Here is a 22,570-nt window from a genome sequence, read left to right on the forward strand (position 1 = left end):
TACTCATCAGCCTTCTGGCTCGACTCCAAAGCCGAGGCTTCGTACTCATCAGCCTTCTGACTCGACTCCAAAGCTGCCGCTTCGTACTCATCAGCCTTCTGACTCGACTCCAAAGCTGCCGCTTCAAGTTTATCAACAGAATTTGCTGATTCTGTAGCCTGAGCTTCCAGTGTTTGAATATGTTCAATCTGAGTTGCGGCTTGAGCATCTAGCGTAGTGATATGCTCAGCCTGAGTACTGGCTTGGCTCTCTAAGGTCTGAATATGTTCGGCCTGAGAAGTTGCCTGGCTTTCCAGCGTGTGGATATGCTCGGCTTGCGTGGTGGCCTGAGATTCTAAATCTCGTATGTGCATCTGAGCCGTCGATGCATCATGCTCATGAGCCTGGGTAGTCTTCAGGACATCGGCGGCATCATGCTCATGCGCTTGTATATTCTTCAAAGCATCGGACGCGTCATGTTCATGGGCCTGCATGGTTTTTAACAAATCAGCCGTATCATGCTCATGGGCTTGTGTATTCTTTAAGGCGTCGGCGGCATCATGCTCGTGCGCTTGTGTGCTTTTTAATGCATCAGCCGCATCGTGTTCGTTTTGTTGAACCTGTTTCAGCACAGCTTCGATCAGATGCTCGTATTCCTGCGCTTTGTTCATGGCCGCCAGTGCATCCTGCTCATGCGTTTTGGCGGCATCGAAAGCCGCTTTGGCTTCGGCCTGGAAATGGGTGATTTCGTCCAGCAGGGCCTGTACTTTATCATGATCGGCCTTTATTTGGTCAAGTGCCGCCTGGGCCTGGTCGAGTATACTATCGCCGGTGAACGCACCGGAATCGGTAGCTCCGTTTACTGCCATAATTGAAAAGGGTATAGAAGTCGTTTTTGAATGGTCAATACTACAGGCAACTCTCCCCTCTGCAAAGCAGTACATAACAACTGGTCGTTTTTACGAACAATTGGTCGAATGCCCCCCGTCGGCATCCGTTTATTTTGTAACGTCATTTCCTCTCTCAATCATAAAGATTTCTGTACGTAATCATGAGCAAACTACTTCAGCAACAATACCCCCGATTTAGTCGGAGTTATACAGAGTTTATAGCCAGTCTTGGCGATGTTAGTCTACCCAGTATTGGCACTCATATTGAACCAAAACTGCGGCAACTGGCCGACGCCTACGATACTGAGGTGGTTACACTTCAGCTACTCATTGTTGGCGAGCCTACTCCCTCCTGGTGTCAGCATCTGGCCAACTACTTTTGCCTTGATCCGGCGCAAACGGCTATCGATTTCAGAAAGGCCATCGACACCACCTGGAACGGATTACCGTTTCGACTGCAGTTTGTTAGTCTCATTCAGGCATCGGTTCGGCCGGTGGGGGTGTATCCAGGGCATCTGGCCTTTATTGCGTTTGTCGATACTACCGATGCTACGGCCGAAAATCTGGCTGTGGTGCAGCTTTGGGCACGGCGATTCGCCTGGGTTTGTGTGCTTCACGACCAGCCCACCACGCTCCCCATCTGGCCCAACGCCGACCGATTTCTGTCGGTTTCGTACAGCACATATAAAGCCGACTCGCCCCGCTTTTGGGAAACACCCCTCTTCGCTAGTCAGGTAGCCATTGTGCATACGTATAACTCACTGCTCACCATCGACTCGATACACGAAGCTCTTAATCAACTTACGGGGCAGGCCGAACGCGCTACCCGACTCAATAAACTCCTAAATCAGGCTGGAAGTGGATCAGCCCGAGGAGGGGTAGAATCGGACCCGTTTAGTACACTCAAGGCCTTTATGCAACAAAAGCTGCCCCAGTTTGAAAAAGACGCACTCGACCAGTTAGATGCCTATTTTATGCCCGGAACAGGTCGGTATTGGACCGATATCAATCCGACCATCGACTCGCTGACCGAACTGGAAACGGTTCAACGCGCCAAAACCAACCTGCTTCGGATCGATCAAAACGCCATAAACTTGTTTATGAAACACGTTCGACGGGTCATCCAGCGGAATCTGACTCAAGCTTTCGAACCGATTCGAAAAGGATTTGAAACGCTCGAAAAGGAACTAAACGATCTGGCCACCAGTAAAAAACTGCCACCTGTTTCGCTCTTTTTTACCCATCTGACCGAAAATCAGCTTCAGCCCATTCTGGATAGTGCCGTTCGGATCGACCGGGCGTATGAAGCCAGCATCAATCGAAAAGGTTTTTATGAATATGCGATGGCCGTTCGGCGATACCAGATGATGTTTTTTATGTTTGCCTCAACCTTTGGCGTAGCCGCTACCATTCGAACGCATCTTGAGGTTATGATTCCACTTAGTCTTGCTTTGATGAGCTATGGGATTTATTCGATTCGGAAAACTGTGATGCAGGAACGAGCCGAAGTGCAGGAACGTGAACTCGAAAAAGCTCATGATACTCTGCGGGAAGAATCGCGCCGGATCAGTGGTGAGGTCCAAAGCCGCTGGCGACGACAACTGAGCGAGTATTTTAAAGGGCAACAGACGGGACTTTTGCGGCAACTCGACGATATAGCCGTTGCTTACCAGCAACAACGGGTTGCTGAAGCCGACGACGAGCAGCGTCGGCTTCGACGGGTAACCCAACGATACGAAAGCCTGGAAAAACAGTTGTATACCCTTACCCAGGCTCTGCGCAACTGGCAGCGCAACCAGCAAACGATTAAGAATGAGTTGCGTAGTGCGTATCTGGCTTTGCGCTAGGGTGTGCTCGTAACCACCCGAAAGCCTACACTATGAAAACCCTCGTCGGGGTTGGCCGAGTGGCGATTCACTACCCGAAGTTCTTTCAGATCGCTCCGCCAGGAGCCACCCCGAACCACTCGTTTATCGCCTTTGGTAGCTCCGGTAGGGTTTTCGGTGGGGCTTTTGTCGTAATATTTTCGGTCGTACCGATCCAAACACCACTCCCAGGCATTACCGCTCATATCGAATAAACCCAGTTCATTTGGTTTTTTCTGGCCAACGAGATGCGCTTTTCGGCCCGAATTGCCCGTAAACCAGGCTATATCGTCGACCTTTCCGCTACCGGCATAAGTTGTCGACAGACTCCGGTTGCCACCCCGGGCAGCATATTCCCACTGAGCCTCGGTTGGCAGGCCAAAAACCCGGTTGGTTTTCTGCGACAACCATTGACAAAACGCCTGAGCATCATTCCAGGAAACGAACAAGACCGGCTCCCGTTCCGATTCGTCGGCGTGTACTTTGCCGGATGCGTCGGTATTCCAGCTAAGGTCTTTCCGTTTTTCCCAGACATCGGCATTACCCGTGGCCGTATTGATATACGCGCCTTCGTTTTTTTCGGCATCGGTCCTATACCCGCTCTCGCGCACAAACTGACGAAACTGAACAACCGTTACTTCATATTTGCTGATGTAAAAATTGGTCAGGCGAACCGTGTGGGCGGGTACATTATCACTTTTCCCTTCCGAAAACAGATCGCCCATCTCAAAACTCCCGCCTTCGACCAGTACCATATTGGCCGAAATTTCGTTTAGAATGGGATCTTTGTAGCGAGGTGGCGGGGGCGGTGTAGCGGCTAGTGTATCGATTTTACGGATACGGTCCACCAGTCGGCTAAATTCGAGTGGCTCGACTTTCAAATCATTACTAACCCGGACAGTTCGACTAATCCGCATCCCCGGACGCTGACCTTCGGCTTCGAGGAGGTATTCGCCAGCCAGTACTTTTTCCTTCGTTTTGCTATCGGCCGTTAGCGTAAACGAATACGCCTTAACCCCCGTAAGTTTTACGACACAGGCACTATCGGTTGCCAGTAGCAGATAGGTGTTTTGTAAAACTGCCGATGGGCCGGAACGATTGTCGTAGGAACGAGTAGCCGGGCGATAGGATGGCGTGGAAGCTGAGCGAGCCGGTGCGGTCGAAGCGGGTTTGGGTGTGTTTCCCTGCCGAACCCGAAACTGCCCACATGTGGTGTCTACGATACTAAGCAGGCACAGCGTTATGATAACTCCAGAGCGCATCATGCTATTGGTCATTTACTTCTAATTCTATTTCACCTTTTGTATTAAAGCCTTCACAACCCGGTATGAGCGCCTTGGGAGTTGGTAGAAGATTCTCCTGTTGATCGTACAGAATAAGATCGACAAACACGGCTTTTTTATTCCACTGACGCACCCCATTCGTCAGCTTTACATTTGGCAGGCTAACCATGGCCCCCGGCTGAATAGGGGCTAACTTCTCGGTGGCGCCCTGAATAGGCGGGAGCCATACAAAGCCTTTTTCGGTACTATCGTAGGTATATGCTACCAGCCCCCCCAGCGAAAGCGGTTCCGACATCAGGTTTCTAATTTTTATCTCGCGCGGTTCGCCAAAACTCTTGTTTAGAAACTCGTATTTTGCATACTGGGCCGGGGTCAGTACATACGGTGCTTTGTGCTGGCGGTCGTAGATGAGCCAGCCAATCAACCCCATACATAGCACCAGGGCAGGCCATAAAACGGCCGGGTGGGCATACCAGGCCGGTGGGGTTACAGGGGCCATAGCGGGTCGGTCGGGCGTGAGTTTAATAGGTTTCGATTCCGACAATCGACTGACAACGGGCGTTGGACTGGGCAGGCTATCGAGCGGTACTTCCCGGCCTTCGAGCAGCGTTTCCTTGGCGTGGTTCAACTCCTGTAATGCCTGTTCATAGGGCTGTCGCTGATCGGGAGACAGGTCCATTTGTTGCAGAATCAGGCTGCGTTTTTTCTGGTAGTTCGCCAGCATCGCATCTATGGTAGCCTCTTCCGAGAGTCCCAACAAGTCGGCGGCCTGGCTTCGGGTCATAGGTTCGCCTGCTCTGGTTAAATCAAGCCCCTCCACGTTGGTATCGGCCATGGATGCATCGGATTGCTGGGTGAGCAGGTCGGTCACTTTGATTCGATACGTGCCAAAGGCTACCCAGTCGGAAGGTTGCACCACTTTTTGCCGAATAGGCCAGCCATTGACATAGGTACGGGTATCGCCCGTAAGGTCGCGCAACAGCCATACCCCCTGGGTCAGCATGAGTTCGGCATGGTGAGCCGCGACCGACGGGTCATTGAATCGAATATCATTTTCAGCCGAACGGCCAATTCTATAGTGTGCCATAACGGAAGTCAGTACGATTAAAAAGATACGGCAAAGCCCAGGGCCAATCCCTCGCTCAATTGTAGCCCATCGGCCACATCGGTATCATAGATACCAATCAGCGTCAGGTTCACATTCATGAAGTTGTTCACCCGGCCCGTGGCGGTTAGGTCGAGTCGATGGGTAGGGGTTTTGAGTTGAGGCATATACGCCACAAACAGCCCATAGCGGACGTTCAGGTTTACGTTCTGAACCACATCATGCCGATAGGTCACAACCAATTGCGAGCCGAACTGATTGAGTAGGGTTTTTCCTGGATCGACCCCATAATTAGTAGGTACGTCCTGCTGCACGACCGAATTGGTAACGAAGGTTTGCCGAAGGGTAGCCAGCCCAAGCTGTACGGCAAAATACGACACGGGAGCATACTCTACCCCCACCGACTCGAAGAGGTAACCGGGTGCCATAAAGGTCGAAGAAACCGGGTTGTTCGGGTTGTTATAATTTACGCCTTGTCCAAACTGTGAGAGGAATGTCACGTTGCCAAAGGCATTCCAGGCGGTGGTAAGGGTTCGGGCATATTTTGAGTCAAGGAAAATACGATCACTATTCTTTCGCAGCCCCCCCTGCCCCGGCGCATTCAGAAAACCGTATTGCAGTTGAGCCGTATTGGTCCATCGGTGCCGGGACCGACTGTAGATGGCGCTGGCGTTACTTACCAGGCGTAGGGTCAGGCTACTACTACCTCCACCTTTCCAGGCTTTGCTGACTGCGGCCTGTGCTATATTAAGCCCCAGATGAACGTCGGTTTTCCAGGGCTTATCGGCTCGACTCACATCGTCCTGAGCCTGTAACAGGCCTGGTAGGCATAGGCACACTATAAAAAAAATGATTCGCATGAAGTTACGGATGAGGGGTTATGACTGAAATTAGTACTTTGCATTGTATTTACTTTTTCAAAAAATGACTACTGTACTTTCACCCATTTCATTGGCTGCCGAAGGCCCCGACACGCGGTCGGCCCTGTATCCATTACAGCCCGGGCTCAACAAAATCGGACGGCGGGCCGATGCCGAACAAAAGCCGCTGCTCAACGAAGTATTGATCGATACGAACGATGTACTCATTCATCGGCAATACCATTGCCAGATCGAGGTTCGGCATCGGACCGACGGGGGCGGATTCGATTACGTCCTTTCGGCCTATCCGGGTGCTACCAATCCCACTGTTCTGATTGCGGATGCGGCTATGCCGCTTCATGCGCTCGACCAGGTTTACCTACAACCCGGAGCTGCGTTTACTCTCGGGAGCACAACGCTACGGCTGCAATTCGACGCGTAGCGTAATGTCGCCAATGGTCAGGATATCGCCCGGATAGATGGGCATACCGTCGGGGCTGGCCCGGGCTGCGTTGACAAAAACACCATTTCGAGACGGCAGCCAGGCCTTATCGCCCTCGTCGGTTTCGCGCCACTGTCCATCCCGAATAAACCACTCGCCTGTTTTTTTCGACCGTTCGATGGTGGCATGAAAACGAGAAATGTAGGGCGTATTGTCGTTAAACTCCCGAATCGAAACATCATTGTCGGTCAGTTCAAAGTCGGAGTATCGACCCAGATTCACCAGCCCTTTGATGGCTACAAAAGGGCCTAAATCATAGCACTGCCCCGTTTCGGGGCCTACCATAACTCGTAGCTGCAAAGCCCCTCGTAGCAACGTTTCGCCACAATACCCACAACGGGCGACCCGACGGCTGGGCTGCTCATGCTGGCAGCGCGGGCAATACATCAGCGGCTCTACTTCACCAAGTCGATCCAGCAACGCCTGGGTATTCTGAATCCGATGGGCCGGATTGGCACGCAGGCAGTCGGCAATCAGGTCGTACCAGAAATCAGAAAATTTCCCTTCGCGTTTAAACTGGTTCAGGTATATCCAGTTTTCATTTTGCACACGCTTGCTGTATTCGGCCACCTCCTCGTGGTAGGTGTTCCGATTGGCTGTACTGGGCGGCTCGCCATGTGGAAAATATCCTTTTGAAATCAACTCGAACAGAAGTACCCCAAAACTGAATATATCGATGGTGGGCAATTTGGACTGGTATTGTTTGTTGGCAATTCGAAACAGTTCAGGAGCCATATAGACATCCGTCCCCAGCGTTTCGTGCGATTTGGTCATCCGAACGTCCAGCCGACCCGACACGCCAAAGTCGATCAATTTCAGCCGATTCTGATGAAACATCACATTCGACGGCTTCAGGTCGCGGTGAATAATACCCGATCGATGTAGCTGCGACAGCCCGCGAAGCAGATCAACGGCTATAGCCTTGAGCCGATGGTCGGGCCATTCCTGCCCTACCCGTGCCGACAACGAGCCGCCTTCGCAGTAATCCATCAGAAAAAACGGATTACCCCGGTGAAAGCCTTTTTCGTAAGTTTTCACAAAATAGTCGGTATTGGCCTGCTGACCTAACCGATACTCCATCCAGAAACGCGTTTTCAGGGTTTCGTGGCTGGCACTGTCGGTTTCCCAAAGGCGGCAAAGCTTCAGGGCGAACGACTGACCATCGCTAATCCGGTCGACCCGATGTACGGTACAGTAACCTCCATGCCCCAGTTTTGGGCCAATCGTATAGCCTTCACCGGTTTCGGTAGTCAATACAACGGGTAAATCGGCCAATGTTTCTACGGTTTCAGTCGATATTGGCCCCACCGGGGTTTGAAACAGTTTCGGAAACACCCGACCTAGTAACTGCTGGGCAAGACTTTTCTGGGGTAATGGTTTTCCACACTGCACACAAAGTGTAAAGGCAGTGGGATTGTTGAAATGACAGGCCGGACAGTAAATTTTATCCATACTAAAGGATTTCGAATCGAAACATCCGATCGCCAAGCAACAGCACATCACCCGCTTTGATAGGCGTAGGACCATCGACCCGCAAATACGTGGTTTGTACGGAGCTAAGGTTACGGACGTACCACTGACCATCGACAAAATCAAGTTGCGCATGTCCATTTCCCGAAATGGTCAGGTTCTCAGGATCAACCCTGTCGCGGTCGAGCAACTGGGGTGTATCGTCGAGGTCGATGGGCAATAATTCGGCTTCCTGCATACGCGGTATGGGCGTGAGCCGACAGCGGGGAGGTTCCACAACGGCCGGTTGCGTGTACGGATTGTAGGTCATGCGGGGCCGGGGAGCTGGCGAAATCTCCTGAACCGGCGATGATGTGGACGATGCCTCCGGGGTAGAGATTGGCTCAATGGTTGGTAGTATGGGTTTAGGTTGTTCAATAGGCTCCACCGTAGTAGCCCGGCTCGCCGAAGGCCAAACTACCCCCGATGGGCGGGCAGTTGACTGATGAACCGCTGGCGCAGGAACGGTAGGCATACGAGGGGCTTCAAACGTTGGTGCACTGTATTCGTCCTGATGCGGGCAGGGCGGGCAAAAGTCTTCGCCGGGTCGTTTGGGGTAGCGACATTCGGCGCATTCGGGCGGCAATTGCCGGGCAGTGAGGTTCGAGGCAGCTTGTTGCCGCTGCTGGTAGGTGGCGGCATCGATGGTTCGGCGGTCGTTGGGTTGTTCGGGCATGAGCGCAGGGATTTATTGGGGGGTATATTCCCAAACTTCAGTGGGTTTAGAAGGCGTATAAACAGGCGAGCCACTTACATACCCTTTCCCGTTGATACTGAAGCTACCATAGGGATAAAGCGGTGGGGCTATGTTGGGATCGGGCAGGCGGCTCCAGCTATTGGCTTTTAGATCGAACCGATAAAAGGCATTATCGCCATTGCCCCCGAGGCCATACACATAATCGCCGATCTGAAACGGGTATTGTACAGAGCGGTTATTAGGGATACCAGGGAGTTGTTGCCAGGTATCAGAGGAAAGTGTATACTGATAAACGACACTATTAAAAAAAGCATAGCCTTTACCATTGTAAACTAGCGTTCTAATAATACCATTAGTATTGAATGAAGGGAGATACTGGAGATACTGTTGTTGGGTCCATCGACCAGTAGTTAAATCCAGCAGCCATGCATCGCTAAAGTTTTGCGAATAAGAACTTATTGCAGTATCCCCCACTGTTTTTGTATACGAATAATACCCTCCTCCAATGTAGCATTTACCATCGAACGCTAATCCAGCAATTCCAGCCCGACCTTGCCCTGGGAAATCGGCGATTTTGGTTAGCCGTTCGGTTACTGGATCAAACTCGTACAAGCTCTTATCATACAGATAGTCTCCAGTGGGCGTAGCAGGCGATTTCGAGCCACCAAACATATATAGCTTATCGGCACTGGCAAACGAAGTATAACCTGAAAAACCAGTGGACTGATAAAGATTGGCTTTTAACGAAAGCTGACGGGAGTTGACATCGACTAGAAAAATCGCACTCCCACCAAACATATAGGACTTGTTATTAAAAACGTATCCAATGCCAGAGAATGAAAAATTGTCCACTACTTTGCGCCAGCCCGATGCCACAGCCCCAAAGGCACATGGACCAAAGGCGGCATTGAGTTTCTGAATATCATCAGCCGTGGGTGTTTTTACCGTAGTCGACAGGTACGGGTACATGATCGATGCTTGGTCATCTGAATCGGGCAAACCCATCAAATGCCCCATCCAGTACATTTCCAGATTGATTAGTCCCGCTCCATTGTTGGCCCGCAGTTGCGGTTCATTGGAGTTAACGTAAACCGAATACGAATAGCGGATCGAATTATCATTTACAGACGTTGATAAATACGATAACCGATTGTAAGCCAGCCTGGCTCCCGCTTGTCGGGCAGTGTATGACGCATTCAAATACACATCGGTCATGGTATTGCAGAAAAAGATTGAGTAATTACTCGTCGGTACCGAATAACTGGCAAATCGGACGGTCGGCAGATTGGCATTTAACTGGGTAAGCCCTTTCGTAAAATCATGACTGACAGATGCCGCCGAATTGGCACCGCACCAATTCCAGTTTGCCCGAACAATGCAATTCGGTACATTCTGGGTGTTCATGGGCGTGATAAAAGCGCCCGCAACGGGTAAAAACGTCGTGCTGTTGTTGAAGGTGTATAGTTTCTTCAGCGTGGCTATTTCATCCGTTGTCAGGCTGGTGTTTGGGTTGATCGATTTGACGGTGCCATACATCAGGTCGGTGTCTTTGCTCGAAACGGGCAAGCCCAGCACCTGACCAATAATCTGCGACAAAGCCGATTGCAGCCGGGTTTGTGTCCAGCTATCAGCCTCCCAATTCAGTAAAATAGTGTAACCGTCCATACCGCTGATATCGGTATACGTTATTTTAGCGGTTACTCCCGAACCCACAGCACTGGCCGAGGCCAGCGAAACCGTAAACGTAGGTATCTTATCAGTAGCCGTTTTTTGTCCAAATCGGTGTAGAAATCCAGCATTGCTATATGTTTTGAAGGCATTATCGATAGCAGAGCCAGCCCAATCAGGCACATTACTCAGTCCCTTGGCTACCGTCGACTGGTACGTAAGGATTTGTTTGCCGAAATACTTGGGGCCAGGCAGTTTCAGCGTTCCGGCATCGACGGTGATTGTTAGTGGGCAATATTGTCCAAATCTACTGTCAAAGGTTATTTTTTCGGCTGAGCCAAGGGTAGTCAGGGGTTGTTCGGGGCGGTAAGCCACGTACATAATGGATGTTGGGTCGGTACTGCGGGTAAAGCCCAGATAATAGCCAAGCTGCTGTGCTACGGCCTGCCGCAGGGTGTTATCGTTCCATTTAAAATCCTGCCGCAATAGGATATTGGCCGTGCCGGGCGTACTTCCTTTTTCTAACTTGCTGAGGGGCAACATACTCAACGAAACCGTTCCGTCGGATACCTGGCTTACCGCAAACGACTCTTTGGGCGCAAACCGAATACGGATAAGGGCACTATCGGGCTTAGTAGTCAATCGAAACTGTGCATAGCTTTTCTGGCTGTTCCAGATGTCGGCGGCCTGTTGCACATCGGTGGTCAGTCTGGCATCATCGTAAATGGCTTTATTGGTTTCGATCAGATACCGGATACCGCCACAGCGATTGTCGAAGATGGGCTCGGCCAGATTATCGGTTCCAGCCAGCAATTGCGGGCACTCCGTTCCGAATTTGGCCAAAATGGCCTTTATGTCGGATGCGTCCAATTTGGCAACTGGTTTTTGCAGATCGGGCAAGGCCATGACCGATGCCTCTACGAAATTATTTACGGCTAAGCCCACAATACGCCCAATCTGGTGCATGAGTATCGCCTTTAGCTGGGCGACTGTTAGTTTGGCGTCGGCATTGATGTAAATGGTTGCATTCTTATTGGCATCGACCGTATACGACGACAGGGTTTTGACCTGATAGGAAATTAGGCCAGGTGTGTCGATGCCTTTCATATTGGCCGCTGCTACCTGCACCACCGTAACATTGGGCTGCGTACTTCGCTGTTCAAACCGGAGTGTGGAACCCACATTCGTGTATTCGTCGAAAGCAGCCTGAATCGTAGACGTTTCGACACCTGAAAATGCAGGAGTACTATTTCCCATGGTCCAGTACATGGTTTGGCAGGTTGACCAGTTGGCCGTTGGGTCTGTAGTCAACAAAGCCGATTGTTTCCCCACCGGGTCGAGGTCGCGGTTATAGCATCCAATAGCCAGCAGAGCCCAAAAAGTGAATAAGCGAGTCAGAAGTGTACGAACAGCGATCATCTTTTAAAACGGTTTAAAGACGAGTTCGATCCCCCAACTCGTGACATCGGCCAGAGCCGCTGTTCGGTTGGTAGCATTGTCGGTAAAATCGGCATTCAGCAAATTGCCTATGTGCTGATAAGTGGCCATGATGCCTATTCGCTTCCGGTCGGTTAACTCCAGTTCAAAGCCCAGGGCCATATTGCTTCCCCGAATGGTCTGATTCAGGGCTGTCATATCGGTCGTTTGTACCCCAGCCGCCCAATTGTCGTACTGAAATGAAGTAGGCCGGTAGAACGACAGGCCGCCCTGCGCTACGAGTCGAACGGGCGAATTTTTTCCCAACTTGATCTGTACGCGAAGGTTTAGCGGCAGTTGTGCCAATCCATATGCAAACGTTTCGATTTTCTGGGTACCCGGTTCGGTGGTGGTCATAAACCGGCCCGGCATCCAGTGCAAACCTGATGAAAACGATACGGGACTATTCGGAAACAACATCAACCGACAGCCTACGTAGGGGAACAACCCACTGCGCCCCGGCACAGACCCGGCCTGATTGGATAGATTGGGTAGGGCATAGGCCGTACCCGCCACCAGCGCTGCACCGAGCAGGGTGATGGGTTCCCGTCTTTTACGCGTTTTCGTTATCACTGATTTTACTGGGGCTTTGGACGGTAAAGCGGTAGTCAGTGCTTCGGCACGCAATGCATTGATTTTCTGATTAGCTTCGTCCAGCTTTGTCCGCAAGAGCGGTTTCTCCCCGTAGGTTAGTGCTTCAATAAAGCGTTTCCGGGCATCGGCATAACGGGTATTCTGCATAAGTAAGTCGCCGTCCTGCTCCAGTTGTTGCACCAGTTGCTGCTGAATGGTTTTATTGCCGGGCTGCTGGGCGAGCAACTGACGCAGTTGGGCCAGAGTTTTAGGCTGATTTTCTTTGGCTCTCCGGGCTTCGCCTAACTTTTGGAGTAGGTAGGGATCGTTCTCGCGATTGGGTAACGATAGGGCACCTTTGTATTTCTGAATAGCCATAGCGTAATCTCCTTTTTGCATGAACTCGTCCCCTTTTTGCTTTAATACGACATACTGATCGACCTTAGAGGGCTGATTGACGTTGTTTCGTAGCTGTTCCTGAAAAGCCAGGTACGGCAGCAACGGTTTACCCGTTCGCTCGATCTCCCGATTATTAGTTACTTCGGCCTTAAACACAATTGCCTTTCTGGACACCATTCCATAGGCGGCTATATACCGACTAAGGGCTGTTGAGTACTCTTTTTGCTGCAACCGTTTGTCGCCATCGGCTTCCAGCAAATCGGCAATGCGTCGCGAGGCATTAACATCCGCAGGGTTCAGGGTCAGGTTTTTTTTCAAGGTTGCCAGTGGTACATCGAGCGAAGCTTTAGTGGCCAGGGCTCGTTCCAGTTGTTTTTGGGCATCCAGCATTTGCTGGCATCGACCGATCTGCTGTCGGGAGTGCGGATCTTTTTCGTACCCAAACAAAGCCAGACACGCCTTATACAGCGATTGGGCTCGTTCGTAGTCGCCATCGGCATACTTTGCATCGGCCATTTTCCGATAAACCGGATAATCGGATGGTCTGACTGAATTCGATTGTGCCATCGTTTGCAAAAGCCCACCCACCCATAAGCCTAGCAAGGCTGCCAGAAAATGCCGTTGCCATCGGGTTCGGTTTCGCTTCGGAACGGTTCGCATTACAACAGACATTCAGTAAGGCAGCATTAGAGGTGACGGAGCGGAATTACTTTTCCGAGTTCAACTGATTGGTACAGGTTTCAATCTTCTGCCGTATTTCGGTCGTGTTCTGCAAGGCCTGGGCAACCTGATACCACTGGCGGGCAAAGTCGTACTCACCTGCCTGAAACATAGCGTCGCCCGTTTGTTTGTACTTGTTATACAGGCTCCCGAACCGTTGAACGGTCAGATTATGCTGTCGGCTCAGGCCATACGCCTGGTTGAAAAAGACTATAGCGGCTTCCTTGTCGTTGTCGTTGTTAATGGCAGCCTGCCCCTGGTCGATCAGCTGTGTCACCTTATCGGCATAGTTCTCTGTTCTAACCGAAACGGCCGATCCCGATGTATTTCTGGCCAATTGGGGAGGGTGAATATCCGTTTGCTTTTGTACACGCAATGGTTTTGTGGCGGAGTCAGTAGGCCCAGCTGATACCTGCTCAACGGGTTTGACCGGAACTTCCCACGATGCCGCTCCCTGGGTATCGGACGAGACCAGTGGTTTTTCCATGACGGTTGCTGGTGGAGCCGCTACTGGTTTTTTGGACGTTGATGGGGTCGGGTCGGCAGACCCTATAATCCATATTTCTGCCAGAACGATGGCGATTATAGCCAGACCACCTCCCCACACAAGCAGAGTTTTCCAACGGGCAGGTTTACGAGTAATCGTCCAGCGTTTAGACTCCCGTTGGCTTGTCTGCCGGATGTATTCGTTTGCCTGCCGGATGAAGGTATTGGCCTGTTCATCGCCAGGTACTAACTGAAGTGCTTTTTCGTACAACATAATCACGTGCTGAAACGACCGACGTGCATCGTACTGCTGTTGAAATCGGTCAACTGCCTGCTGAAACAGGGGTTGCGCCCGCTCCATAATTTCCTCATAGGTTTCAACCGCCGGGTCGATAATTGGCCACTTCCCCGTTTGCAGAAAGTGTTCCCCGCTTTCCATCAATTGCCGGGCTGTAGGCCGCTGGATCGGATCGACAGCCAGACACCAGCGCAGTAGCAGATTCAGTTGGGATGAAAAATGGGTAGGCAGATCGGGTATGCTGGCACCAAAATTCAACAATCGCCCGCCATCGCTACCAAATGGCAGATCGCCCGTCAACATTTCAAATACAGTAACCCCCAGCGAAAAAATATCTTTTTTAGGGTCTTCTTTGAGCGTAAATACCTCTGGTGGTGCATAGGGTGCCGAAAACGATAGTCGTTCAGCTTCGCTGGCGCTGGTGGCCGTTGCCCGTACCAGGGTTGTTCGCATTTTTTTACTAATACCAAAATCGGTGAGCATAAATTGTTGCTCATCACCAAGCAGAATATTATCCGGTTTGATGTCGCGGTGAATAATCTCCGCTTTGTGCAGATAATGTAAGGCGCTTCCTATCTGAGCCAGCAGTCGGGCTACTTCGCCCTCCGAATAGAGCTGAACGGCACCCATTGTACCATCTAACCGGCCAAAGACGGAGCCATTGGCACAGAAGGGCATCAATAAATACGGTCTTCGATCGCATTGCCCCATATAGGTAGGTTTCAGGATGAAGTCGTGGGTGAGGCTGTGGGTCAGGTTAAAATCATTTCTGAATTGCCGAATACCAGCTTCCCCAACTTTAACATAGATCTTCACTACCAGATCGCGCCCTGTAAGCTGGTCATTCGCCTGCCACACTTCCGATAGTTCTCCCCCGCCGAGGTATTTTTTCAGGCGAAATCGATCATCAAAAAGCGCATGCTGATCTATTCGTTGCATGATTGAGAAGGAGTTTTGTTAGAGCCGAATGTTTTTAATAAAATTCCATACACGGGTTCGGGCAGGGTCCTGTATTGGCGGCAAGGCATCGGCCGTATTTCGGGTGGCCTGCGCAGCTTCCAGCACATCGAGCATAACCACCGTAATATTATCTTCGCCCCCGGCCTCATTGGCGGCTTTAACCAGTTGCTGGCAGGTATGCTCTGAGTTAGGCCACTGACGCAAAATGCCAGCAATGGCCTTATCGGTAAGCATACTGTTTAAACCGTCGCTGCAAAGCAATAGTCGATCACCCTGCTGGAGCGGAACGGTGATGAATTCAGGACAGGGAGGGTGATCGGCCGACCCCAGACTTTGGGTAATAATATTCCGTTCGTCGTGTTGATTTGCTTCTTCGGGGGTCAGCTTACCCGCCATCACAAGCTGCCAGACGACCGAATGGTCATTGGTTAGTAGTCGAAACCTGCCTGATGCCTCCATCAGATAGCATCGGCTATCGCCAACCCAGCCCACATAAGCCCGGTCGTCCACCACCCAGGCAATGGCAACGGTAGTTCCCATGCCCTTAAAGTGTGGTTGCTGTTTAATGAGGTTGATCAGTTTTACCTGCGCGTAAAAGATGGATCGTTCCAGATGCTCGACCCGGGTTGAATCCGAAAAATCGGCTTGGTCGGTAGCTGTAAAATAGTCCCGAATGGCCATCACGGCCTGTTGGGAAGCTACTTCGCCCGATGTAGCTCCACCCATACCATCGGCCACAACCAATAAACAACCCGCCTGGCCAAGTGTAAACCGAGTACCCGAAGCGGCCTGAGTATTTCGACCAACCTGCGGCAGCACACACAGATCGTCCTCATTATGATCACGTAGTTCGCCAATATCGGTCAGCGAACCCACTCGAACAGATGTAATAGGAGTAGCCATAATTCTCTAAGTTATGGCTACTTCAGGCCTCCGGGCGTAGTTACGTAACAACTGGTCGTTTTTTAAAACAACTGGTCATGTCGGCCCGGCTAGCGAGTATCTGGTCCCGGTAAGCAGCATCAGCCAATACCATTTACAACCGTTTCCCGAACGAGTTTACGCTGCCGGGCAAAAGGGAAAGCGGTAGCAGTTTCGGTCTGGAATTGCTGAGCCAGTTCAAGCCCGGTTTCGGGATCAGTGGTACGAATGGCGAGAAGTCCATCCTCCGAACAGCTAAACTCCACTTCCACAGCGTAATGAACCGACCCCGTCGGCAGCGGCCCTATAGACAGCCTGCCCAACAAGTCGTACTGCTGGCTGTTAGTACCCTGATATTGAACCACATCGATAGTCAAAAACGGTTGATTAGGAACTGTAGTGTAGTACATACGCCGACCGCGAGCCGGGAGGGGTACGTACTGACGGATGACCGTATCGACCGTAATCTCACGAGTATCCGGGTTTAAGGCCAGCACACCAATATGATGGGTAGTTCGGCCAATCAGGCTCGAGGCAGGGGTATCCAAAAGCGGTTGATGGGTAGCCAAGGTAGCACCATACAAAGCCGCATGAAGGCGTTCATGGTCGTAGCATAAGCAGTCTGGAGAAAATAAACGACCTATCCATTGCCGCACCAACGGTACCAACGTACTCCCTCCGGCTATCAATACTTCGCCTACGGCATCGGGAGCCATACCGGCTGCATTCAGGCAGGTTAAAACGGTTTGAGTGGCCCGGGGTAAGTCTAACCTGATTAGCTGCTCTAGCTCCCGACGCGTTACAACTACCTCCACAAGCTCCGTTTGCAAAACTAGCGTTCGGTAAGCCACTAACTCGGTCGATAATTCGATTTGGATCGACTCAACGACAGGGCTGGGCAGGGGTATGGAACCTCCCAGCGACAGCATCGACTTGCTCCGACTTACGATGCGTTCGGAAAGGGCCTGACTCCAGTGGTCACCGCCAATGCCCGATATCGTTTGCGTTGCCAGGCGTTTAAAACCAGCGTCGTGTTTTTGCAACAGACTAACTGTAAGGCGGTTACTGCTCCAGGTAATTAGGGCTATGGGCCGATCCCCTTTGGGCCGATAATACTCAATAAGTGCATCTGACTCGCTGAGAACCTGATGAACCGGAATATCGACCAAGCGGACGGCCTGAACCAACGCTTGTTGCTGGACCTGGGTTATATAACCAGGTACAACCAGCGAGATCCCAGTAATGGCCGAAGCCGTGCAGGTCTCGGCATCCATTTTAAGCTTTTTGACCAATAAACCCACCAGCGTTTCAGGAAGCCAATGAACCGGCAAGTCTGCCTGTACAGTCCCCAGCCATTCGGGCGCATAGTGTAGTATAGGTTGCGCTATGGGTCGGCTATCGACCATATGCCAAACGGATTGCCCCACCAGCGCACCATTCGGCACGGGCAATACAATACTGGGAATTCCCACACGGCTGTCTTTGGTGAGGGGGTCGCTGATGAGCGTTGGCAGACCGCCCGCAGCCAGATAAGCTGCCGACGATGTATGACTACCCAGGTCGATAGCGATGTTCATGGGAGCAGCTTTTTCACAAACTGAAACAGACTCTGCCGGGAGAATCCATTTCCGGGCAGTGGGTTTTGTTTAAGATACTGGCCTAACTCCTGGCCACAGCGTCGGCTGGCGTACCGCAGGGTTCCATCCGAAAGGGTTACGATCCGGTCGCGGTGGTCGTAGCGATGCAGGTAGTCTAAATTGATAATTTCACCGTGATCGATAGCAAAAAAATTATAATCGTTAACCAGCAACTGCCGATAATGCCCCAGATTTCGCATGGCTGTTAGCTTGGTACCATTCTTACGGAAAACATGCGTAATAACCCCATCGGCCTCGCACCGAACAATATCGGCCACCTGCGTCACTTCAACAACGCCACGGGGCAGATGCAACGCCAGGCGCCCGTCGAGCTGGGGGGTTGGCTGTTTCAGAATATCGAGTAAAAGCGCTACCTGCTGGCGGTACTGATGGGCGTTAAGCTGCTGACTGGCCCGGTCAATGGCCCGGCAAAGTTTATGTGGATCAACGGGTTTATCAAGAAAATCGATAGCCGAATACTCGAAGGCTCGTGTGGCATATTCGTACCGATTCTCACCCGTCAGAAACAACACATCGGCCATCGGGCGGCCCGAAAGCTGCAACCGTTCCAGCAGATCGAATCCCGTGCCGTCACGCAGGCCAATATCCAGAAAGATCAGGTCGGGTTGGAGATTACAAATCAGCCGATACGCTTCCTCAACCCCCTCGGCATAACCTTCAACGCTCACCTGTGGGCAATATTCAGCCAGAATAACCGTCAGATTGATCCGATTGTCGGGAATGTCTTCAACAATAAAAGCACGGATAGTTGCTTGCATAAAACTAGTGTATATTCGTATTGATCAGGAGTTGTACCAGCGTGCCGCCTTCCGGCAAATCATGGATAATGAGTTCTATTTTATAGTCGAGGGTATTGAGGGTGTCTATGCGCCGTTCCACCAGTTGGCTTCCCCTGGATACGTAAGGCCGAATGGAGGCCGCCTGCCGCCGACGGGCTTCGGCTCGTCCCACCCCATTGTCCTTAATTTCTACCAATAAGGTTTCGTCGGGTCGTTGCCGGAATCGCAGCCACAAATGGCCGGGCGTGTCGCGGTAGAGTAAGCCATGCTTAATGGCATTTTCAACAAAGGGTTGGACCAGCATGGGGGGAATCGACCATACCGATGGCTCCAGTTCAGGGGCAACCTCTATCGAATACGTGAAGCGCTCCCGGTATTGAAGGGCCTCAAATTCGATGTACAACGTGAGTAGTTCGATTTCCTTCGCCAGTGAAAATTCGAAACTGGCCGACCGATTTTTGCGTGGATATTCGCTCTGAATCGACGACTCCAGAAACGAGCGAATCAGCCGGGCCAGTCCAACCAGACTTCGATTGGCTTGCTCACGGTCGTCGGTCATAATCATGCGTTGCATGGTACCCAGCACGTTGAATACGAAATGCGGGTTAAGCTGGGCCTGAAGCGTTTGTACCTGCAAAAACAGCAACTGCTGGTCCTGCTGCTGTAAACGAAGGGCATTCTGGCGGCTCCGAAAGTAAAAATAACCCGTTGCTCCTATGAGCAGAAACCCGAGCGAAAAAGCATATTTATAAAAATCGGGCGACCGCCAGAACGGAATCGAGACCTGAAAACGCAGGCTGGTTTCGGCGGGTTGTTCGTTCATAAGGTTGCTTGTGTGGGTACGCACCCGTAGCGTATGCGTGCCGCCGGGCAGGTTGGTCAGCGTAATGAGGTTTTGTCGCTGCCACGGACTCCACTGGTCCAGATACCCATCTACCTTGTAGCTGTATTCAGCAAAAAAAGGCTTATCGTCGCCCAGCGTTTCAACCGTAAACGAAACCGTATTTTCGTCTTTGGGAAGCGTGATGATCGATGGGGAACGAACGAAGGGAATCCGTTGCTGACCGGCTTTGGTGATGAAGAGTCGCAGCGGAGTAGGCCGCAAGTCGATTTCCTGAGGATTCAGTTGCGACAATACCGTACCTGACGTAATCCAGATGCGGCCCCTACTGTCGCGGTAATAACCGTTCTGACCGGGTTCAAGGCCCATGAAGCCGTTGTGATGGTTAAAGGCCTTGACCCGCACCTGTCCTGTCTGGTAATACACCAGCAAGTCCATGACATACAGATTATGCATATCGCCAAACAGCAGGTGATCTTTATCGAACTCGCCCACCAGCATCACACTCGTAACAAGGCTGTCGTTGAGCACCATCCGAAATCGATCCTGTTTGACATCGTACCGCAACAACCCTTTGGCAGATGCTACCCACACCGTTTTTCGGTTGTCGAGACACAGGCTATATACGCCCTTTGCCGGAAACTTTCCGTTTTCGAGGGTGTAGTAGGTAGCTTTTCGGCGGTCGTAGTCGTAGCGGGTGAGGTTGCGTCCTCCAAACCAATAAAAACCCTGGCTGTCTTTTTGCATGGCCAGCACCAATCCGTTGGGGTCGTTGAAACCGTTGTTCTGATCGAAGCAGGTGTAGCGAAAAGGAGGCTTGTTGTCGATAAACAAAACCTGATGTTCGCCCCCTTTCAAAATCAGGTTTCGCTCCGGGTCTTCGAGCAGGCAAATCGTGGTTGCATTGTCAGGGTCGGTGATCAACTGAAAGTGCTTCCCGTCATAGCGCACGGCCCCAGCAAAATTTGGAAGCCAGAGATGGCCCTGTTTATCCCGAATGGAATGATAATACCAGTTGTCGGGTTCAGCGTGTTCATTTTTAAAGAACAGAGATTCATAGCCTTTCATACGGCTAAGTTGTTGTCCATTCCAGGTTAAAAGCGGGCTCTGATAATTCGAGAACCACATCGTCTTGTTTCGATCTTCGACCACGTTCCAGCAATAGGGAACATCGGCCTCGCTAAAAAACCGGAAGCCGTTAAGCCATATCCGAAAAACTCCTTTTTCGGTGGCGCACCAAAGTCCACCCGCATCGAAATGATATTGCCATAATTGCGTATCCGGGAGAGGAAGGCGCGTAAGTTGGGTTGTGTTGGCAATAAGTAGGTAATAATGGCCCGAGTGCATCACGAGTGCAGGTGCAGGGAGTGTCCGTAGCACGGTCATCCTCTGGCCATCGGTCCGAAAAAAGGGAATGAGAGAATCCTGCTCAAGCGTGAAGTAGGTTCTTAGGGCCGCATTGTGTTGGTCATGGGCATATAGTACGGGTATTCCATTTCGCAATGTTCCCTGAAAGCCCCATGCTACGTTCGGGCCCGTGCGCAGCCAGCCTACCCTGCGGCCATTTTGCACAAACCAGAGTTGGGAATTGATCCCCTCTTTTTGAGATGTTTGCAGATAATAACAATCATGTTGGCGGTCGTAGGAAAGAAAACCTCCAGATTTTGTTTCACAGCCCGGAACGGGAATATAGTTGCCTTTTTTGAGCTTTAATATCTTGTTTGTCTGTCCGTCTCCGACTTCTATTATCGGGTTCCCATCGGCATCGAGCCAAAAAGTCCCACCAAATGCCTGCATCCGTTTATCGGGAAATGGATACGGCGTAAATGTTGTGCCATCGAAGCGGATTAAACCAATTACGTTGTTGATCCAGATGTAGCCCTTCGAGTCTTCGACCAGGCTTTGTATATAATTTTTCAGTAGCCCGTCATGTTGAGTGAAGTTTTCGAAATGTTCACCGTCAAATTTGCTCAGGCCGTTTTTGGTACCTATCCATACGTAGCCACGGCTATCTTTCAGTACTGCCATGCATTGCATCTGGGCCAGCCCATCGCGAGTGGTGTATTGGGCATAGGGAAGTTCCTGCCCGTCAGCCCAAAGGCAGGCAAAACCAAACCACAACGTCAGAAGCCTAATAAGCATACCAAAGGCTACCAAAAGTAGATTAAGCCAAATTAGTAGATGAAAGACTCCAACTGTGTTGAAAAGTAACAACTGGCTGTTTTTACGAATAAGTGGTAGCCAGCAAGCCAATTGGTATACCTCAGCGATGGCGACCTAAAAAAAACTTCACAATCCAGCCCTGAACTGATAACTGGTTCGATAACAGCCGCAGCGCCATCAGCCGGAGCTTGCCCAGACTCGTTGACTTTTGGATGGCCTGTTAGAGATGGGCTATTCGTCCCGGCCGTACGTTTACCCCCTTCGCTGTTAACCCATTTTCGACATTCTTTGGCTCGCGTTGGATATTTTACCTTATTTCACAAAAAACAGGCCCCTATCGGAGCCTGAACAAAACCCTATACCAGAAAATAGATACATAGATACTAACCCCTAAGCTTCTGGCCCGATCAGTGCGGGAACACCAAAAGGCACCAGATAAAGGCCTCTTTACAGGCCATTGATGATACGGGCGTAGACGTTGTTGAATCGGTTCACATCATAACTCCCACCACTGTCATCGGCCACATTCACCGTGATGTTCGAACGGCTGCCCCCATTGGCACTCGTCCGGCTCACCCACAAGCCTACCGATACACTGCTCCGGGCAACGATCGACTCCCCACCCTTCAACCGCAGACTCAACTGCTGACTCCCATCCGTGCGGATCACCTCCCACTTCTCATTCTGCACACTCTCCGTACCACCCCCCGATACCAGAATGCTACTCAGGCTGTTATCGAAGCTCACACTGTAACCCGCCGGTACGGTGATCGTGACCACAATACTGCCCGTCGCATCTGACCCGTTCACTTCCTGAAGTTTCATCACTAGCCCCTTGGTCTCCCCCCCCGAGAAGCCGCCACTCGGCAGCAGGATGATGGCCGACAGGTCGGGACCCGTCAGTGCCGTCACACTTACCAGCGCACTCTGGGAACAAA

At 51.3% G+C, this 22,570-nt stretch carries 15 protein-coding genes and 1 pseudogene; 2 read left to right on the forward strand and 14 right to left on the reverse strand.

The features are described 5' to 3' along the window. Positions 1–848 (reverse strand): coiled-coil domain-containing protein (locus B153_RS0127380; RefSeq protein ID WP_020599948.1); only part of this gene is annotated, 848 nt, incomplete at its 3' end. Between the two features lie 182 nt (positions 849–1,030). Between B153_RS0127380 and B153_RS0127385 the strand changes: the two genes are divergently transcribed. Beyond that, on the forward strand, positions 1,031–2,716 hold the full coding sequence (locus B153_RS0127385; protein WP_020599949.1) for a hypothetical protein: 1,686 nt from the start codon (positions 1,031–1,033) through the stop codon (positions 2,714–2,716). Here B153_RS0127385 and B153_RS36945 read toward each other — a convergent pair. The 3 genes from B153_RS36945 to B153_RS36030 are packed head-to-tail and all read right to left on the reverse strand — an operon-like array spanning position 2,713 to position 5,982. Next, positions 2,713–3,999: a formylglycine-generating enzyme family protein gene (locus B153_RS36945; protein WP_157634912.1), complete on the reverse strand. Its 1,287-nt coding sequence runs from the start codon at positions 3,997–3,999 to the stop codon at positions 2,713–2,715. The two genes, B153_RS0127385 and B153_RS36945, sit on opposite strands and share 4 nt — an antisense overlap. A 1-nt stretch (position 4,000) precedes the next feature. Beyond that, entirely contained in the window at positions 4,001–5,104 is a 1,104-nt protein-coding gene (locus B153_RS36950) for an FHA domain-containing protein (RefSeq protein ID WP_020599951.1), read from the reverse strand. Between the two features lie 17 nt (positions 5,105–5,121). Further along, a complete protein-coding gene (locus B153_RS36030; protein ID WP_020599952.1) occupies positions 5,122–5,982 on the reverse strand; it encodes a DUF3078 domain-containing protein in 861 nt (286 codons plus the stop codon). Between the two features lie 64 nt (positions 5,983–6,046). Between B153_RS36030 and B153_RS0127405 the strand changes: the two genes are divergently transcribed. Continuing rightward, positions 6,047–6,424 (forward strand): FHA domain-containing protein, encoded by a 378-nt coding sequence (locus B153_RS0127405; RefSeq protein WP_020599953.1) that lies wholly within the window; start codon positions 6,047–6,049, stop codon positions 6,422–6,424. Here the strand turns inward: B153_RS0127405 and B153_RS0127410 are convergent. The 10 genes and pseudogenes from B153_RS0127410 to B153_RS0127455 all read right to left on the reverse strand — a co-directional run. Further along, positions 6,401–7,936: an FHA domain-containing serine/threonine-protein kinase gene (locus tag B153_RS0127410; RefSeq protein ID WP_020599954.1), complete on the reverse strand. Its 1,536-nt coding sequence runs from the start codon at positions 7,934–7,936 to the stop codon at positions 6,401–6,403. The genes B153_RS0127405 and B153_RS0127410 overlap by 24 nt on opposite strands. Before the next feature lies 1 nt (position 7,937). Further along, positions 7,938–8,669, reverse strand: a complete 732-nt coding sequence (locus B153_RS38075) for an FHA domain-containing protein (protein WP_026262499.1) — start codon at positions 8,667–8,669, stop codon at positions 7,938–7,940. 12 nt (positions 8,670–8,681) lie between these two features. Further along, on the reverse strand, positions 8,682–11,777 hold the full coding sequence (locus tag B153_RS0127420; protein WP_020599955.1) for a hypothetical protein: 3,096 nt from the start codon (positions 11,775–11,777) through the stop codon (positions 8,682–8,684). Between the two features lie 3 nt (positions 11,778–11,780). Beyond that, on the reverse strand, positions 11,781–13,478 hold the full coding sequence (locus B153_RS0127425; protein WP_026262500.1) for a tetratricopeptide repeat protein: 1,698 nt from the start codon (positions 13,476–13,478) through the stop codon (positions 11,781–11,783). A 34-nt stretch (positions 13,479–13,512) separates the two neighbouring features. After that, positions 13,513–15,249, reverse strand: coding sequence for a serine/threonine-protein kinase (locus B153_RS36955; protein ID WP_020599957.1), 1,737 nt, complete (start codon positions 15,247–15,249; stop codon positions 13,513–13,515). A gap of 18 nt (positions 15,250–15,267) precedes the next feature. Next, the gene (locus B153_RS36040; RefSeq protein WP_020599958.1) at positions 15,268–16,173 is read right to left on the reverse strand and encodes a PP2C family protein-serine/threonine phosphatase; all 906 of its coding nucleotides are present in this window, start codon (positions 16,171–16,173) and stop codon (positions 15,268–15,270) included. Between the two features lie 119 nt (positions 16,174–16,292). After that, positions 16,293–17,768, reverse strand: coding sequence for an Hsp70 family protein (locus tag B153_RS0127440; protein ID WP_020599959.1), 1,476 nt, complete (start codon positions 17,766–17,768; stop codon positions 16,293–16,295). Next, complete coding sequence (locus B153_RS0127445; protein ID WP_020599960.1) at positions 17,765–18,607, reverse strand: LytR/AlgR family response regulator transcription factor; 843 nt, start codon at positions 18,605–18,607, stop codon at positions 17,765–17,767. Before B153_RS0127445 ends, B153_RS0127440 begins: the two co-directional genes overlap by 4 nt. Before the next feature lie 4 nt (positions 18,608–18,611). Continuing rightward, a complete protein-coding gene (locus tag B153_RS0127450; protein ID WP_020599961.1) occupies positions 18,612–21,611 on the reverse strand; it encodes a histidine kinase in 3,000 nt (999 codons plus the stop codon). Between the two features lie 468 nt (positions 21,612–22,079). Beyond that, positions 22,080–22,570, reverse strand: a pseudogene (locus tag B153_RS0127455) (hypothetical protein); the annotation flags it as partial.

This window comes from Spirosoma panaciterrae DSM 21099 (genome assembly GCF_000374025.1).
In the GTDB taxonomy this organism is placed as follows: domain Bacteria; phylum Bacteroidota; class Bacteroidia; order Cytophagales; family Spirosomataceae; genus Spirosoma; species Spirosoma panaciterrae.